Consider the following 14,810-nt stretch of genomic DNA (forward strand, 5'->3'; position numbering starts at 1 on the left):
AAGTTTTACGCCAAAACCAACAAAAAACCATCCCTTAAAAAATAGATAATGTCAATATTGCAAACCCTAAAGTATAATGACAATATTGCAAACCCTAAAGTATAATGACCTTTTTTCTGTAGTTTCTCAAAAACCTTTCTTATTTATTGGAACGATTATAGAAAATATTGATTTAACCGGAAATGCAGAACAAAATAAATTAAAAGATACCTTGGTTCAAAGTAAAGTGGCCGAATATTTAGAGCATTTTTCTGAAAAAGAACATACCAAAGTAGGAAACGATGGAGCAACACTTTCTGGTGGAGAAAAGCAAAAGATAGCTATTGCACGAGCATTATTAAAGAATGCTCCTATTGTAATTCTGGATGAAGCAACAACTGGTTTTGACACTGAATCACGTACATACTTGCATGAGATGATAACAAGCCAGATGAAAGAAAAAACCGTATTATTAATCACTCATCATTATGAAGAACTGGATGGATTCGATAAAATTTATCGTTTGGAAAATGGATATTTGTTTCCCGTTAAATAATCATATAAATAAACTAAAAAAGCCAAAAAGAATGTCTTCAATACAGTTTGTAGGATATTCTTTTTTTGTGTGTTTTTTTCCTACGTGAATCTGTTTCTCACTATTTTTCTTAATACTATCTATATAGCCTTCTATAAAATAGGCTAAATTTCCGGGAAAGGAGCAGAAGTTGGTGAATTTATCCGGTGTTGGTGAAAAAACAGAACGAAAATTAAAAAAGATAGGAATTTTAAAAGCAGAAGATTTTTTACAATATTATCCGAACCATTATGAATACTTTCCTTATCTTACCTATATTAAGGATCTTGCCCATTTGGAAGAAGGTACCGTTGTGAGCATTTGGGTACAGCTAAAGGTCAATGTGATGCGTTCCGGCAAAGTTACCCGTATCTGGGGGGAAGATTCCAGCGGAGACATCAATATCTCTTGGTTTCATCCGCCTTATACCGTTCGTCAGTTAAAAAGAGGGAGTAAGGCTGTATTACGCGGTCCAATTTCTTTTTTTCGTGATAAACCCTGTATGTTCCAGCCTTCTTTATATTCACCGGAAGAATATAAGGAATTATTAGGAAAAATGCTTCCTGTATATCCGTCTACATCTGGTATTTCGCAGAGATTACTTCGAAGCTGCGTCCGGGAAGCCCTTGAAATGGAGATTTCAGAGACATTGCCTGAAACAGTGCTTCAAAAATACAACTTATATTCCAGAGCAGATGCTTTAAGAGAAATCCATTTTCCAAAAAACGAATTTACGCAAAAGCAAGCTGTATACCGTTTGAAATTTGAAGAATTTTATCAGTTCAAGAAAGAGTTGGCGGAAAACTATGCTGCAGAAGAGCCAAACGCATGTCCGATGAAAAAATCAAGCCTGCTTAATAACGTTGTCATAAAGGGACTGCCCTACACATTGACGAATGCGCAGCAACAGGCATGGAAAAAGCTGGAAACAGAGCTGTGCGGAAAATATCGGGTAAACCAGCTGATTCAGGGAGATGTTGGCGCTGGTAAGACCATTGTTGGCTTTTTAGCTATGTTATTAGCAGTTGATAATGGCTATCAGGCTGTTTTAATGGCTCCAACAGAGGTTTTGGCAGAACAGCATTATGAAGATATGATGGGTTTCCTGAAAAATTATAATCTGCCTTATGCATGTGTCTTAGTTACAGGAACAACGAAACAGAAAAAAGCGATTTATCGAAGAATTGCGGATGGCACAGCTAATCTGATTATCGGAACCCATGCTGTAATTTCAGAGTCAGTCGCATATCAAAAGCTGGGAATTGTTATTATTGATGAACAGCACCGATTTGGTGTTTCACAGAGGACATCTTTACAGAACAAGGGGAAGAGGCCGCACGTTGTTACAATGAGTGCAACTCCAATTCCCCGTTCTCTTGGACTTATTTTATACGGAGATATGGATATTTCTATCATTAACGAGCGACCGGCTAATCGACTGCCTTTAAAAAATTGTGTAATCTCACGGAGTGATCGTTCCAAGGCATGGCGGATGATTTACCGCCAGATCCAGCAAGGAAGGCAGGCATATATTATATGTCCAATGGTAGAGCAGAACCCGCTGTTTCCAGTTGCTGATGTCCAGAGTTACGCCGAATTTCTTCGGAAGGAATATCCTCCAGATATTCAGATCGGCATCTTACACGGAAAGCTTTCTGCTAAGGAAAAAGCTTCCATTATGGAAAAATTCCAGAAGAATGAAATCCAGTTGTTGATAGCAACTACCGTTGTTGAGGTAGGCGTTAATGTTCCAAACGCTTCCGTGATCATGATTGAAGATGCAGATCGTTTCGGTATGGCACAGCTCCATCAGCTTCGCGGTCGGGTAGGCCGCGGAAAATGGCAAAGCTATTGCATTTTTGTGAATGGAAACAATGATCCTTGCGAACGCCTTGACATCATGAAAAGCACAAATGACGGGTTTGTTATTGCAGAAAAAGACATGGAACTGCGAGGGGTCGGGCTGCTTCTTGGCGAACGTCAGTCAGGAAAAACAAGTTTTGTCTTGGTGGATGTATATCATGATACGGAAATTCTGCGTTTGGCTGCAGAAGCAGTAGAAGAGAGTAACAAAAAAAGCAGCAGGAGGTCTAAATAAAACGATGAAATCTATTCTTCAGTATCCGGGAAGTAAATGGCGGATTGCAAAACAGATTGTTTCTCTTTTACCGCCGCACCATACATATTTGGAGCCTTATTTCGGAAGTGGAGCTGTTTTGTTTAATAAAAGCAGATCCGACATAGAAACTATCAACGATCTGGATGAAAATGTGGTAAATTTCTTTCAATGGTTAAAAAATGACCCAGAAAAGCTTGCTCATGAGCTGTGGTATATTCCTTATTCACATTCTGTTTATAACAATGCAGTACAAAATAAGGCTCAAAATTCTTTGGAACAGGCTGTGAATTATTGTATTATGCTTAATATGGGGCATGGATTCCGCACAGGCGGCCCCGTATCCGGCTGGAAGTCTGATATACATGGACGCGAAAGAGCCTATGCAGCCAAGAATTGGGCATCGTTGCCGTCCAGACTTGAAGAGGCGGCAGCCCGTTTACGCGGCGTACAAATCGAATGTATGCCGGCACTGGAGCTGATTCAAAAATACAGATATAAAGATGTCCTTCTTTATCTGGACCCGCCTTATGTTCTTTCCTCCCGTGCTGGTGGTCTGCAATATGCCAAAGAAATGTCAGATGCAGACCATGAGAAGTTGTTGGAAGTTATATTAGATCATCCGGGACCTGTAGTTCTTTCCGGGTATGATTCGGATTTATACCGCAATATGCTAAAAGATTGGCATCGTATCGAGTTGGAAAGCAGAACACAGTCTCATGCACGGCGGACAGAGGTCATATGGACAAACTATATTCCGCCGCAAGCAGAACAGTTGACGTTTGAGTTAGACTGAAAAGATATGAAGGTTCCTGACGTTTGGCAAAACACTCAATAACACGGACATATTTTTACATTGACTTTTTCCTTTGCAACGAATATCATAATAATAACTCCTCTAACACGTTTAGAAGGAGAATCCGGTTTTCGCATTGCGATTACCGGTTTTTTATGCTTTCTTCATGTTTCGACCACATATTGGACACAACTATTATGTATAGTTATAGTTGTCCACAAGAAAAACAAACATTTTCTTTTTCATACCTTCCGGAGAGATTCCCTTATCTCTCCGGCTCCTTTTTTGTCTAAAAATTCTTGTACGTCAAAATCCATTCAATAAAATCTTTACAATACTTCAAGTAGAAGCTAAAATAAAAAACATTGAATGGAGAATATATATATGAAATTTTTTAAAACCCACAGCGATCATGAATTAAAAAGAATTAAAAAGACCGTAAAGCAGATTCTGGAGCTGCAGCCAGAATACGCACAGTTGTCGGATGAACAGTTAAAATCTAAAACAGAAGAATTTAAACAACGTCTGAAAGAAGAATCTCTGAATGATCTTCTGCCTGAAGCCTACGCAGCTATCCGGGAAGCGGATAAGCGGGTTCTGGGGATGGAACCATTTCCTGTTCAGATCATGGGCGGAATTATTATGTCCCAAGGACGAGTAGCCGAAATGTGTACTGGCGAAGGTAAGACACTTGTATGCACTCTTCCTGCTTATTTGAACGCATTAACCGGAAAAGGTGTGCATGTCGTGACGGTCAATGATTATCTGGCAAAACGAGATTCCGATCAGATGGGACAGGTGTATGAATGGATGGGACTGTCCTGTGGCTGTATTACGCAGGATATGGAAGCTCCTGATCGAAAGGTTCAGTATGCCAAAGATATTACCTATATCACAAATAATGAGCTGGGCTTTGACTATTTACGGGATAATATGGCTGTACGCAAATCTCAGATGGTTCAGCGCGGACTGCATTTTTGTATTATTGATGAGGTGGATTCGGTTCTGATTGATGAGGCACGTACTCCGCTGATCATTTCCGGTACAAAATTCTGCTCCAAAGGCAAATATCTTGCATTTGATCGTTTTGCAAAGATGCTTGAGCGTGGCGAGACAACGGAATTAAATAAAATTGATTATATTTCCGGAGAAATGGGAACAGATTCCGGAGATTATGTAGCAGATGAGAAAGATAACAATTTGTTCCTGACAGAAGCCGGAGTTGCCAAAATTGAAGAAATGTTCCATATTGGGAATCTTTCGGACCCAGAAAATCTCAGCATCCAGCACGGAATGGTGAATGCGCTGCGTGCCAATGCATTAATGCATAAAGACAAAGATTACGTAGTGCGTGATGATGAAGTCTTATTGGTTGATACCTTCACCGGACGTATTATGCCCGGCCGCCGCTTTTCAGACGGTCTGCATCAGGCGTTGGAAGCCAAGGAAGGGGTATCCATCCGACCGGAAAATAAGACGCTGGCAACGATCAGTTTCCAGAACTTTTTCAATAAATATGAGAGAAAATGCGGAATGACAGGAACCGGACAGACAGAAGAGCAGGAATTCCGTGATATTTATGGAATGGATGTTATCCATATTCCTACCAACCGCCCAATCATCCGAAAAGATCTTAATGATTCTGTATACAAAACCAAGGCGGAAAAATATGCTGCTATCGTAAAAAGAGTACGAAAAATCCACAAAAAAGGCCAGCCGATCTTAGTTGGAACCGAAACAATTGAAGTTTCCGAGATTTTGTCTGAGATGCTCCTGAAAAAAGGCATTGCTCATAATGTGCTGAATGCGAAAAATCCAGAAATGGAAGCTGCAATCGTGGCAAAAGCGGGACAATTTGGGGCAGTAACGATTGCTACCAATATGGCTGGCCGCGGTACTGACATAAAGCTGGACAGCAGATCCAAAGAAGCCGGCGGCCTGTATGTGATTGGCACAGAACGCTCTGAGAGCCGAAGAGTAGATAATCAGCTAAGAGGCCGTTCTGGACGACAGGGAGATCCGGGTGTTTCAAAATTTTTTATTTCTCTGGAAGATGACCTGCTGCGTTTATTTGGTTCCGAAAAATATATTTCCATCTTTGAGAACCTTGGAATTAAGGATGGCATGCCGATCGAACACCGTATGCTGTCCCGTTCCGTCGAAAAAGCGCAGAAAAAGGTAGAGGAGAACCATTTTGCTTCTCGAAAAAGTCTTCTTGAGTACGATCAGGTCAACAATGATCAGCGGGAGATTATATACAGAGAACGCCTGAAAGTCTTAAATGGCGAGGATATCCATTCCGATATTTTGTATATGATCGATTCCATTATTGATCGAAAAGTAATCGAATCCTATGAAGGAAATGAAATCTCGGCAAAATTGCTCAATGACAACTTATTACCAATCATTCCGCTGCCGACAATCGGCGATGCTGATACCAAGGAAGATGATTTTGTTAAAAGTCTGCATACGAGTGCCAAGGTATTATATCAGAAAAAAGAAGCTTTGATGGAGCAGGCATACCCGAATGAGCATATGATGAGGGAAATCGAACGAACGCTGTTGCTCAAAACGGTTGATAAATACTGGCAGCAGCAGATCGATGATATGGATCAACTCCGGCAAGGTATTCATATGGTTAGTTATGGGCAGAAAGATCCCAAATTAGAGTATCGTTTACAGGGATTTTCCATGTTTAATGCCATGAATGATAACATTCAGGAGGATACCGTTCAGCTTTTATACCAGGTTGCGCCTGTCATCCATGATAATTGATATACCCAAAGAGGTCCGAAAGGATCTCTTTTTTTTGCCCAATTTTATTTTTTTTACAATACTATATATGAGAAAAAAATATCCAAAGCTGGGAGGCAACCTATGAAGAGAATCGTGTTAGCAATTACCCTATATATTTCTTGTATGGTGGTAGACTATCTTGTCCATTATCTGAACAACAGAAAAAAGTCATCAAGCCCAACAACCACTCAAAACTCTGAAAGCTATGTTGTAAGTTGTCCGGCATCTGTTAAATATGTATATATGACCATATTCGCTTTGGAAATCATACTGTTTGGTGTGTTTCTTTTTTTAAAGTAACTTCAAATTCCAATATCACAGCAGGACATTTTCGATTTGCGCTTATTTTTGCCGGGATCGGATTGTTTGTTGTAATCTGGACCTCCAGTTGGAAATTGGAGGTAAACAAGACTGAATTAAAAATTCATAAATTATTTCATAGAACCCAATCGGTATCTGTTTTTGATATAAAGAATGTAAGAATAGGGGAAAAGCAGGACGTTACCTTATATGACATGGATGACAAGAAAGTCCTTACCGTTGATGCATTATCTGATAACTATAATCGTTTTTTAAAAACCCTGGAATTTTATGGTAAGTATCCGGCTGCATGTAAATAGTGAACAAGGAGGTACATCATTTTGAGTCAATTTCGAAACTTCTAAAATAGATATTTATCAGGAATTTGGAAAATTATGGAACTTTTTATCAAAGCTGTTTGAAACATTTTTTCATGATTTTTCAACATGTGTTATCAAAATTATAGATTACATATATCCCCGATGGAACGCCTTTATATGGAATAGAACAGGAGAAGCTTGGCCTAAAGATTTATTTTCATTCTTTGTCGGCTGTGCTTTTTGCCTTGGCCTGATATTGCTCCTGCATTTTCTTCACTCAAAACATAAGGCACGGCATAAATTCGATAAAGCGTCTCAAAAGCCTAAGATTACATTCAAAATTCCGTTCTTGCCAATAAGTTCGATTATGACCGTGAAGAAATTCGAACGGCGGCGGGTTCACTGCACAGACTTTTCGGGTGTATATGTTTTGCATAATTGCAAAAACAAGAAAAACTATGTAGGACAGAGCCAGCGGGTGATGAAACGGGTAAATGATCATTTAACCGGACATGGCTGCCGAGATGTATATAGAGATTATAAGAATGGAGATAAATTCTACATTCATACGATTCCATTTAAAGGGAGTGGGTATCGTTCCCTGAATGCTCTCGAGCGCGATAATATAGCCAAATATTCTGGATATACACGCGGTTACAACAAAACTAAAGGAAATATTGGATAGCAGAGGCAGGAGAATATTCTTTTGCTTCTGCTCTTTCTGTGTCCGCCGCACACATGTTCTGATTTTCTGCTTTTCTGATCCGATTGTTTTCCTGCCCATTCACAATACTTATCATATCAGGCAAATTCATACGAAAGGAGAACTAAATAAGGAAATGTCTGAAAAACAATATGTCAATGGAGGTATTATTTATGACCAGGAAAAAAGAATTTAAAGATGTTCGGCAGTTATTGGCCGAAAATCTCGAAAAAGCTTATGAACGCTGGGATTTGCTGTATAAGAATGGCGGCAGTGATCCCTTCTGGTGTGACGGGACTAACCTGAACTTGGTACGAAATCATATTTTGTACTATAGAGAACAGTGTGAAGAAGTTTTAGAGCCAAAAGACTATCCGGAAGCGTATCATAAAGAGCTTCCGCCAGTGGTCCCAGATGATTACATGGCAAAAAAAGGTGAAATTATGCAAGATGCCCAGAATCTTTACCTTACCCTTACAGATGCTGCTGGGAATGAGAACGATCCCGATGTAAAAAGTGCACTTGAAAAGGAACTCTGTGCTTTAAAAGTTTCTTTTAACTCGGGATCAAGAGAACTGGTTGCATTGCGTAATATTCTGCGCAGAAATGAGTATTTCCCAATTCTAAAACAGCATCCTGTTACGGATAAGATAGAGAAGACCATTACCGTTACAGGTCGCTGCTCCAGCCGTGAAAAGGCGGTCATAACAGCACCGAATGAGACGCAGAAACCTTTTTTTGAAAGCAAGGAAACACTTCCCGTGGGACAACTTTCTATTTTTGATTATATGTAAGGAGATTTTTTTAAATGGATTATCAAAAGAACACAGAACACATTGGCAGCAGTGATATCGGCATCTTAATTCTTTCCGGTTTTGAACGTGGAAAAGGATTTCAGTTAAAAAAACTTTTTTTCGGGGAAGATGGAACTTATTCAGCTTATATTGTCAATGGACAAACACACATTCCAGATCACTATGAACTCATCTGCGAATTCAACACATGGATGCGCATCTATGATGATGATCATTTTGTTCGAAAATTCTCTGCAGATGCAATTCGGGTATATCGTTCCGGGGATCGTGGATGCATTATTCAGCTGATTTAATTAAAGAAAGGAATGTAATGTGAGAGGATATTTGATTGATGTTATTGAAGGAAAAACGCACTCTGTAGATGTATTTGATCTGGAGGATTATCAAAAATTCATTCACTGCCAGACGATAGATATTGTATCTCGTACTATCGGTGACCGAGAGTATGAGATCATTTGCGATGATGAGGGGCTTTCCAAGCGTCCTGCACTGGTATCTGCTGTAAATAATGATGGCCAGCCAATGCTGGTGGGAAATCTCATTGTCATGGGAAATTCAGGCGGAGATGAAGATATGCATGAAATCTCATTTGATGAAATTCAGCATCTGAAAAAGCATTTTATGCATGTTGTTACAAAAGGATCAGGTCCAATACACCATTATACGTTGCTTTGTGATGTAGAATTTATTTGAGGATATGAAATGACAATACTTCAGCGCGAACATTCTCCTGATGGAATACTTATTCACTTAGAGGATTGGTCCTGCGAATATAAGGCAGCAAAAAATGCAACGATCGCTTTATATCCCGTTGCACAAAATAATATTTGCAATAATGGCCGAACATATCCCAAAAAGGGAAAGTTGTTCCGCGTCAGCTTTGACTTTGAGAGCGCAGCAGAAGCGCAAAGTGCATTTTTCAGTATTATATCCGGGAAGAAAAATATTTTGGACTATCTCAATAAGTATTCATCGGAAACAATACGCAAAGAAGATTTCTTGAAAGCATTGAAAAAAGAGATAAAACCGGGGGCATAAGCTCCCGGCTTTTGTTTTTGGAAGAATTTTCTATTCTATCTGTATCAGAACAAATTATCAAAGAAAGGAGTAACTAAATATACGTTCTGAAAAACATTGTATCGAAAGGAAAATTATATGAAAATTTACAGAAATGGAAAAGAAATTGTCTTAACAGACGAAGAAATCATGGAGGCTCATGCTGAACATATCAAGAGTTTCATGAGAAACGAATTAATCACAGTCTATGGATTACCAGATGAAGAAGCAGAAGACTACGCTGAACTGGCGTATTCGCATTATACAAGTGGAAATGGCTATACCGAATACGATTGCATTGAATGGGCGGTTACCATTTATGATTTACCGAATTTAGAGCTTGAAGATTCCTATCTGCTCCTCTGGCCCAAAGGGACAAAAAAGTTCTTTTCGAGCTTAGATGATGCGGTTTTTGCGGCAGCCACCAAAGTGAGTTTCCCTTTCCCAGCTTATGAGCAGATTTGGATTCTTGCTTCTAACGACAAGGGAAAAGTAGTTCCTGTTAAAAAGTACAGATCTTCAGATTTGTTACTGGAAGATTTATGGAAATCTTTAACGGATGTCCCATTTGATCCGGATTCTGAAGACCGTCTTGTACTTGCTGAACCATGGTTTAACTTTCCTGCTGGAACTGATCAGGAAGAAATCTGGGCATGGTTTGATGAAAGATACAGCGGCGGAGTGGCAAAGCTCATGTTTCCGTCACTTTTCAATCCTTCCCAAAAGGAACCTTCCGAAACAGCTTCTTTATTGGATGCCGTTGAGAAGAAAGTTTTTTCAATGCATTCGACGAATCCGGATGCCTTTACCGATCCTGATACCATCTTGGCAGATTTATTTAGTAAGGTAGATATGCAGCTCACCGGAACATCTGAGGAACTTTTCAATATTTATCGGCGTTCAGGCGATAAACAGGCCGTAAAAGATCTGTTTCTATTCTTTACAGATATTTCTTTTGATGAATATCTGCAGAAATGCATTGAGGAAACGGCATCTCTGGCTGTAGCAGATCTTAAATCTTAAAAACGATTTCAAAGGAGAATAAGAGAATGAACGTAATTGACTTCCATGTTACCAAGATCTTATCCGAAAAATACGGAAAGGTATATGAACTGTATGGAATGACGCTGGAAAAAGCACAGTCTCATCCTAAAAGCTTATGGAGAGAATATCTGCTTAGTGACGGCGTACTGCAGGAGTACGAGTTTTGGGATTACGGCGGAACTCGTACAGAAAAGCGTGTCAGCACACTTGCAGATGCTTATTATCCCGGCTATGTTGGTCAGCACTAAAAGACTTTATAGTTTAATAGAGAAAGGATATCTATGAGCAAAAGAACGAATATTCCAGACAATAAGAGCATCCTGCAGCGAATGGAAGCGGAGCTGGCTCAATCCAGCGGAACAGAGTATCTGCTTACGGATGGCTGTGTTATTTCTGCTGATGTAGAAGCAGTTCGAAAATGGTTCCATGAATACAAATTAGTTTTTGAATCCTCAGAAGAATGACATAGACAAAATGTGATCAAAGCATGCCGAAAGGCAAGATGTCCGGCAGGTGGAGTGAATCTCTATGTCCTGCCGGATGTAAAATAAAACAGATAGGAGAAAATTATATGTTAATTTATGGCGTAAAAATTTCAGACATCAAAAAATATAATGAACAGAAGGCTGAAAGATTCTTCGAAATTCTTCAGAAAACGAATGCAAGCAATATTGCCGAAAAGTATTTTCTTGATAAAACAAAAAATGACGGTACCTTCGACGATTTTCTTTCCAATTTTGATGATGGCTGCGGGAACTATGGAGCAGCCGCTTGCCTGAAAGAAATTATTGAAAATATTGAAGGCATTAATATCTCATGCGATACCGTAGATGGCGTGCAATACCTTGGATTATCCGTAGATACTCCATGGTATTACAATGAAAAGACAAGAAATATGGGTCAGAAAAAATACGAAGCGATCCTAATGAAATATATTTCTTGTGTCACGGACGAGAAATTAGAAATCAAATATTGGGCAGCAAACGACGATTGCGATTGGTGATTCTATAACCAATCGCGGACAGCATTTTTGAGGAGAAAATAATATGGTGAGAAAAATCAATAACAGATTATATAAAATCAATACATATGCTTCTGAAATGATTGTTGAAGTAGATGACAATTATGACGAAGAAGTACAAAAATTAAAGAAAGAGATTCAGCTTGATAGTCTCGGATGTAAATTAAATTTGCTTGTATATCTGGCAGAATTATCTGTACAGGGATATGCCATTTCAAGTGTAACAGAATTTAATTCAAACGGGACAAAACCTAGAGTTGCCTATGCTAATGACAAGAATTTCAAAAAGATCGTGAAATATTATTCCACAAAGGAAGCATAGGAAGCGGCGATTTTACTATTTTGACAAGAAAAGAGGATAATATTGTGGCAAAGAAATTAATTAAAGAAATTAGGCCATATGTAAAACTTTATAGAGATACTAATAATGGGATTGCTTGGATTGAAGATGGTTCCACTGGTCTTGGCATCAGTGTGCATCCCAACCTTGACAAAAGTGGTTCTGTGACCGGAATGAAAAAACTGGGATACTGGGATAAGTCAGATAGAATTGTGCTGAGTCATGGATGGAAATATAACATTGATAGATTTGTTTGCGATAAGAAAAACGATCTGGAGATGATTGTTGCGGATGAATGCATGTGTCGGGCCTGCCTGAAGAGAAGAGGTGCATAATGGAAACATTCTTTTTTCATCAGGATATCATTATCATTACAGCAAATGCTACCGGCGAAAAGTATTTAATCAAAGCAAAATCTATTCAGGATATTTTAGATGATTGGAATGGGGACTGTGAATTCGTTCCGTCAAACGATGCGTGTGTATTTTATACTGAGTGGAATGGGCGACCAATTAACTGCCGGGTATACTGATTTCGGTACACTAATCGAATATCTGAAAGGTTTGCAGAAACGAGGAAGCGGCGTTTAAAAAGAGAAGCCTATTATTAATTTCTGGAGGAATCTAGCATGAAAGAACTAATCAAATGATACATTAGCATCTATTGTATTTGAATCTGGCTATCCTTGGCAGCTTAATGATATTGAAAGAAATATATCAGAAAAAGCATTAAAAGATATCTGTAAAAAATACATGGATGAAATTGGTTTAATTGATGAACCTGATTATTTAGAACTTGAGTATTTTGGATAACCATGAAATGAGGTTACTGTGAAGAATGGAGGATATATGATGAAACGTGATTTAGTAGATGAATTGTATAAAATAGCGTATAAACGATATAGAGAAAAATATCCAAATAAAGATTTCGCATCTATTCCAAATTTTTTAGATTCACTTTGGTTCAGTATTGAAGGTGAACTTAATAGAAATGGATACGATGCTGCAAGAAAATATGCAGAAGAAGCAGAGTTAATTGTATTAAGGTGAATGAAATGAGGATTTGCTGTGAAGAATGGAGAAAATAGAATGAGAAAAGAAAATGGAGTATCTGTGACAAAAATATTAACAGATGTTCGGAGTAATCAAAAAAATGGGACATTGCATGGGTATAATTACTTTGAAGATGAAAGTGGAAAATGGATATATAATATTGATTTTCACATTGATGGTTGTTTTGCACCTATTCAATTGAAATTACCTAAACGAATTTCAATTACAAGGGCAGTAGAAAAGGCAAGAAAAATATTTAATAATACAAAATATTGTAGACAGCCAGATTGGAACAATTAAAGATAGCAATATTGATAATTGGAAGATAATGAAACGATGATTTCAGAAAATGGAGGAAAATCATGTTATACAATGTAAGTTTTATGCTCAACGGAGTTGATTGCGCAAATCTTGTTGATGCCGATGCTGATATGGAGACGGTAAAAGAATATTTTATTCATGAGCATCTGAATGGAGATAAAAATCGGTTTGTTGGAATTTCCGAAAATAACGAATCTTACAAACCAGGAAAACCTGTGCATAAAATGCCGAATAACTGGAAACGAAAATAAATTTAGAAATGTAGGTGATAGTATAAAAAGGAGCAGAAATCATGAGAGAATACAGAACTGAAAGTTATAAGAAAAAGCTCGCTGGCAATAAATTCTTTAGTTCAGATAGCGATCTAAAAAAATATGATGGTATGAGAGTTGAAAAGGTAATAAAGGAACTCACGGAAAAAGATTATGATAGGGAGCTGTTGGACGATACGGATAGAAATGAAGATGGTAAACGGAGATATGAAATAAATTGTATGTATGAAGTAAAACTTCAAAATGGCGAAATTATTAACGCATATGAAGATGAAATTAACCCAAATTATTGTGGCGATTATGAAGCATGATGAAGTCATAATTTCAGAAAGGAAAAACTATGCGAGAAAAAAATGTGCGAGAAATCAATCTTACAAAAGAAAATATTTGCTTCGCTAATAAGATTAGCGTTGAAGATAATGTGATTGCTGCCGAGTGTACCCTGTTGTTTGATGTTGATAAGTATTTTGGAACAACTATCAAAAAGGATAATACTTGGATTAGCTTTGATGTATGCTGGACTCCTAATGGATCAGTCCATGCTGAATACTGTCTGCGTTCCTTTGATGACTGCTGCAAACGTCTTGTTGATTGGCGTTTAACGGAGGAAGAGCAGGAAATCATCTTAGATAAAATGGAAGAATATTGTATGCAAGAAACCGGAAAGACTTTACAAGAATTATGGGACTCATACGAGGTCGAATAAAAAAAACCATGGCAATACAGAATGGTCGGGAATTCCCGGCCATTTTGTTTGTCCGCGCTTTTTACATTCTAAGAATATCAGATCAATTTAAAGAAAGGAGCATAATAATACATCGATCTGAAATTCAATTTGTCAAGGAGATGAAAAATCATGAAATACCGATGTTACGATTGGTATGGGACCGAAAAGGCAAATAACCTTTCCTCTTTAAAAGATGCCGTAAAAGAAGCATTGAGATTAGGTTGTGAAGTCTACGATGAAAACGGAGAAATCATATTTTCACAATGGGATGGATGGAACGGGGATTATCCTGATATTAAAAAGAAGGCTTTTCCTGTTGCAGATATGGAAATGGTTAAAAAAGCCCAAAATTTTCTTAAAAAAACCAGTACCTATGAAGATTGGTATTCTTTCAAGAATAACCAATTTCATGAATGGATAGGTAAGGCAGAATGGCTGCATAGTGATCGATGGAGCGCTGCTTATGACTGGGTGTATGATGGAAAATTTGCCGATGTGGATATTCCAGATGATATTATTAATTGCCTCGTTGAAGAATGGGAGAAGTCAATGGGATTGAAAGTTGGCATATAAAAAAA

21 protein-coding genes are annotated in these 14,810 nt (G+C 38.2%); all 21 read left to right on the forward strand.

Going from position 1 to position 14,810, the window contains the following annotated elements; translation table 11 throughout:
- Window positions 1-76: 76 nt before the first annotated feature.
- The 21 genes from DXA93_RS05455 (at window position 77) to DXA93_RS05570 (ending at window position 14,805) form a co-directional block, all read left to right on the forward strand.
- Window positions 77-535 carry an ATP-binding cassette domain-containing protein gene (locus tag DXA93_RS05455; protein WP_119207850.1) on the forward strand — a complete coding sequence of 153 codons (459 nt, stop codon included), beginning with the start codon at window positions 77-79 and terminating at the stop codon, window positions 533-535.
- A 172-nt stretch (window positions 536-707) separates the two neighbouring features.
- Window positions 708-2,651 carry an ATP-dependent DNA helicase RecG gene (recG, locus tag DXA93_RS05460; RefSeq protein ID WP_158568354.1) on the forward strand — a complete coding sequence of 648 codons (1,944 nt, stop codon included), beginning with the start codon at window positions 708-710 and terminating at the stop codon, window positions 2,649-2,651.
- Between the two features lie 4 nt (window positions 2,652-2,655).
- Complete coding sequence (locus DXA93_RS05465; protein WP_119207851.1) at window positions 2,656-3,465, forward strand: DNA adenine methylase; 810 nt, start codon at window positions 2,656-2,658, stop codon at window positions 3,463-3,465.
- 384 nt (window positions 3,466-3,849) lie between these two features.
- On the forward strand, window positions 3,850-6,240 hold the full coding sequence (gene secA, locus DXA93_RS05470; RefSeq protein ID WP_243001884.1) for a preprotein translocase subunit SecA: 2,391 nt from the start codon (window positions 3,850-3,852) through the stop codon (window positions 6,238-6,240).
- Window positions 6,241-7,757: 1,517 nt separating this feature from the next.
- Window positions 7,758-8,378, forward strand: a complete 621-nt coding sequence (locus DXA93_RS05490; protein ID WP_119207853.1) for a hypothetical protein — start codon at window positions 7,758-7,760, stop codon at window positions 8,376-8,378.
- A 14-nt stretch (window positions 8,379-8,392) separates the two neighbouring features.
- Complete coding sequence (locus tag DXA93_RS05495; RefSeq protein ID WP_118640193.1) at window positions 8,393-8,692, forward strand: hypothetical protein; 300 nt, start codon at window positions 8,393-8,395, stop codon at window positions 8,690-8,692.
- A gap of 31 nt (window positions 8,693-8,723) precedes the next feature.
- Window positions 8,724-9,092: a DUF3846 domain-containing protein gene (locus DXA93_RS05500; protein WP_118640641.1), complete on the forward strand. Its 369-nt coding sequence runs from the start codon at window positions 8,724-8,726 to the stop codon at window positions 9,090-9,092.
- Between the two features lie 9 nt (window positions 9,093-9,101).
- On the forward strand, window positions 9,102-9,437 hold the full coding sequence (locus DXA93_RS05505) for a hypothetical protein (RefSeq protein ID WP_117802152.1): 336 nt from the start codon (window positions 9,102-9,104) through the stop codon (window positions 9,435-9,437).
- A 117-nt stretch (window positions 9,438-9,554) separates the two neighbouring features.
- Window positions 9,555-10,478, forward strand: coding sequence for a hypothetical protein (locus DXA93_RS05510; RefSeq protein WP_119207854.1), 924 nt, complete (start codon window positions 9,555-9,557; stop codon window positions 10,476-10,478).
- Between the two features lie 26 nt (window positions 10,479-10,504).
- Window positions 10,505-10,747, forward strand: a complete 243-nt coding sequence (locus DXA93_RS05515) for a hypothetical protein (protein ID WP_117802150.1) — start codon at window positions 10,505-10,507, stop codon at window positions 10,745-10,747.
- 33 nt (window positions 10,748-10,780) lie between these two features.
- Window positions 10,781-10,963 (forward strand): hypothetical protein, encoded by a 183-nt coding sequence (locus DXA93_RS05520; protein WP_117802149.1) that lies wholly within the window; start codon window positions 10,781-10,783, stop codon window positions 10,961-10,963.
- A gap of 107 nt (window positions 10,964-11,070) precedes the next feature.
- Complete coding sequence (locus DXA93_RS05525) at window positions 11,071-11,502, forward strand: hypothetical protein (RefSeq protein WP_119207855.1); 432 nt, start codon at window positions 11,071-11,073, stop codon at window positions 11,500-11,502.
- Between the two features lie 43 nt (window positions 11,503-11,545).
- Window positions 11,546-11,842: a hypothetical protein gene (locus DXA93_RS05530; RefSeq protein WP_117802147.1), complete on the forward strand. Its 297-nt coding sequence runs from the start codon at window positions 11,546-11,548 to the stop codon at window positions 11,840-11,842.
- 44 nt (window positions 11,843-11,886) lie between these two features.
- The gene (locus DXA93_RS05535) at window positions 11,887-12,195 is read left to right on the forward strand and encodes a hypothetical protein (protein ID WP_117802146.1); all 309 of its coding nucleotides are present in this window, start codon (window positions 11,887-11,889) and stop codon (window positions 12,193-12,195) included.
- Window positions 12,195-12,392: a hypothetical protein gene (locus tag DXA93_RS05540; protein ID WP_119207856.1), complete on the forward strand. Its 198-nt coding sequence runs from the start codon at window positions 12,195-12,197 to the stop codon at window positions 12,390-12,392. The genes DXA93_RS05535 and DXA93_RS05540 overlap by 1 nt, the downstream gene beginning before the upstream one ends.
- Window positions 12,393-12,708: 316 nt before the next feature.
- Window positions 12,709-12,909 (forward strand): hypothetical protein, encoded by a 201-nt coding sequence (locus DXA93_RS05545; RefSeq protein WP_147399526.1) that lies wholly within the window; start codon window positions 12,709-12,711, stop codon window positions 12,907-12,909.
- 18 nt (window positions 12,910-12,927) lie between these two features.
- A complete protein-coding gene (locus DXA93_RS05550; RefSeq protein ID WP_147399528.1) occupies window positions 12,928-13,212 on the forward strand; it encodes a hypothetical protein in 285 nt (94 codons plus the stop codon).
- Window positions 13,213-13,274: 62 nt separating this feature from the next.
- Window positions 13,275-13,484 (forward strand): hypothetical protein, encoded by a 210-nt coding sequence (locus DXA93_RS05555; protein ID WP_117802142.1) that lies wholly within the window; start codon window positions 13,275-13,277, stop codon window positions 13,482-13,484.
- A gap of 41 nt (window positions 13,485-13,525) precedes the next feature.
- Window positions 13,526-13,816: a hypothetical protein gene (locus tag DXA93_RS05560; protein ID WP_117802141.1), complete on the forward strand. Its 291-nt coding sequence runs from the start codon at window positions 13,526-13,528 to the stop codon at window positions 13,814-13,816.
- A 29-nt stretch (window positions 13,817-13,845) separates the two neighbouring features.
- Window positions 13,846-14,211, forward strand: a complete 366-nt coding sequence (locus tag DXA93_RS05565; RefSeq protein WP_119207858.1) for a hypothetical protein — start codon at window positions 13,846-13,848, stop codon at window positions 14,209-14,211.
- A gap of 150 nt (window positions 14,212-14,361) precedes the next feature.
- The gene (locus tag DXA93_RS05570) at window positions 14,362-14,805 is read left to right on the forward strand and encodes a hypothetical protein (RefSeq protein WP_119207859.1); all 444 of its coding nucleotides are present in this window, start codon (window positions 14,362-14,364) and stop codon (window positions 14,803-14,805) included.
- Window positions 14,806-14,810: the final 5 nt, after the last annotated feature.

It is taken from the genome of Blautia sp. OF09-25XD, assembly GCF_003482095.1.
GTDB classification, from domain to species: Bacteria; Bacillota; Clostridia; order Lachnospirales; family Lachnospiraceae; genus Fusicatenibacter; species Fusicatenibacter saccharivorans.

What these genes read in the sequence shown, in the direction of transcription:
- DXA93_RS05505 (WP_117802152.1), top strand. Translation starts at nt 9,102, where the DNA reads ATGACAATACTTCAGCGCGAACATTCTCCTGATGGAATACTTATTCAC.
- DXA93_RS05560 (WP_117802141.1), top strand. Translation starts at nt 13,526, where the DNA reads ATGAGAGAATACAGAACTGAAAGTTATAAGAAAAAGCTCGCTGGCAAT.
- DXA93_RS05545 (WP_147399526.1), top strand. Translation starts at nt 12,709, where the DNA reads ATGATGAAACGTGATTTAGTAGATGAATTGTATAAAATAGCGTATAAA.
- DXA93_RS05455 (WP_119207850.1), top strand. Translation starts at nt 77, where the DNA reads ATGACAATATTGCAAACCCTAAAGTATAATGACCTTTTTTCTGTAGTT.
- DXA93_RS05530 (WP_117802147.1), top strand. Translation starts at nt 11,546, where the DNA reads ATGGTGAGAAAAATCAATAACAGATTATATAAAATCAATACATATGCT.
- DXA93_RS05465 (WP_119207851.1), top strand. Translation starts at nt 2,656, where the DNA reads ATGAAATCTATTCTTCAGTATCCGGGAAGTAAATGGCGGATTGCAAAA.
- DXA93_RS05570 (WP_119207859.1), top strand. Translation starts at nt 14,362, where the DNA reads ATGAAATACCGATGTTACGATTGGTATGGGACCGAAAAGGCAAATAAC.
- DXA93_RS05490 (WP_119207853.1), top strand. Translation starts at nt 7,758, where the DNA reads ATGACCAGGAAAAAAGAATTTAAAGATGTTCGGCAGTTATTGGCCGAA.
- secA (WP_243001884.1), top strand. Translation starts at nt 3,850, where the DNA reads ATGAAATTTTTTAAAACCCACAGCGATCATGAATTAAAAAGAATTAAA.
- DXA93_RS05515 (WP_117802150.1), top strand. Translation starts at nt 10,505, where the DNA reads ATGAACGTAATTGACTTCCATGTTACCAAGATCTTATCCGAAAAATAC.
- DXA93_RS05540 (WP_119207856.1), top strand. Translation starts at nt 12,195, where the DNA reads ATGGAAACATTCTTTTTTCATCAGGATATCATTATCATTACAGCAAAT.
- DXA93_RS05525 (WP_119207855.1), top strand. Translation starts at nt 11,071, where the DNA reads ATGTTAATTTATGGCGTAAAAATTTCAGACATCAAAAAATATAATGAA.
- DXA93_RS05495 (WP_118640193.1), top strand. Translation starts at nt 8,393, where the DNA reads ATGGATTATCAAAAGAACACAGAACACATTGGCAGCAGTGATATCGGC.
- DXA93_RS05510 (WP_119207854.1), top strand. Translation starts at nt 9,555, where the DNA reads ATGAAAATTTACAGAAATGGAAAAGAAATTGTCTTAACAGACGAAGAA.
- DXA93_RS05565 (WP_119207858.1), top strand. Translation starts at nt 13,846, where the DNA reads ATGCGAGAAAAAAATGTGCGAGAAATCAATCTTACAAAAGAAAATATT.
- DXA93_RS05520 (WP_117802149.1), top strand. Translation starts at nt 10,781, where the DNA reads ATGAGCAAAAGAACGAATATTCCAGACAATAAGAGCATCCTGCAGCGA.
- DXA93_RS05555 (WP_117802142.1), top strand. Translation starts at nt 13,275, where the DNA reads ATGTTATACAATGTAAGTTTTATGCTCAACGGAGTTGATTGCGCAAAT.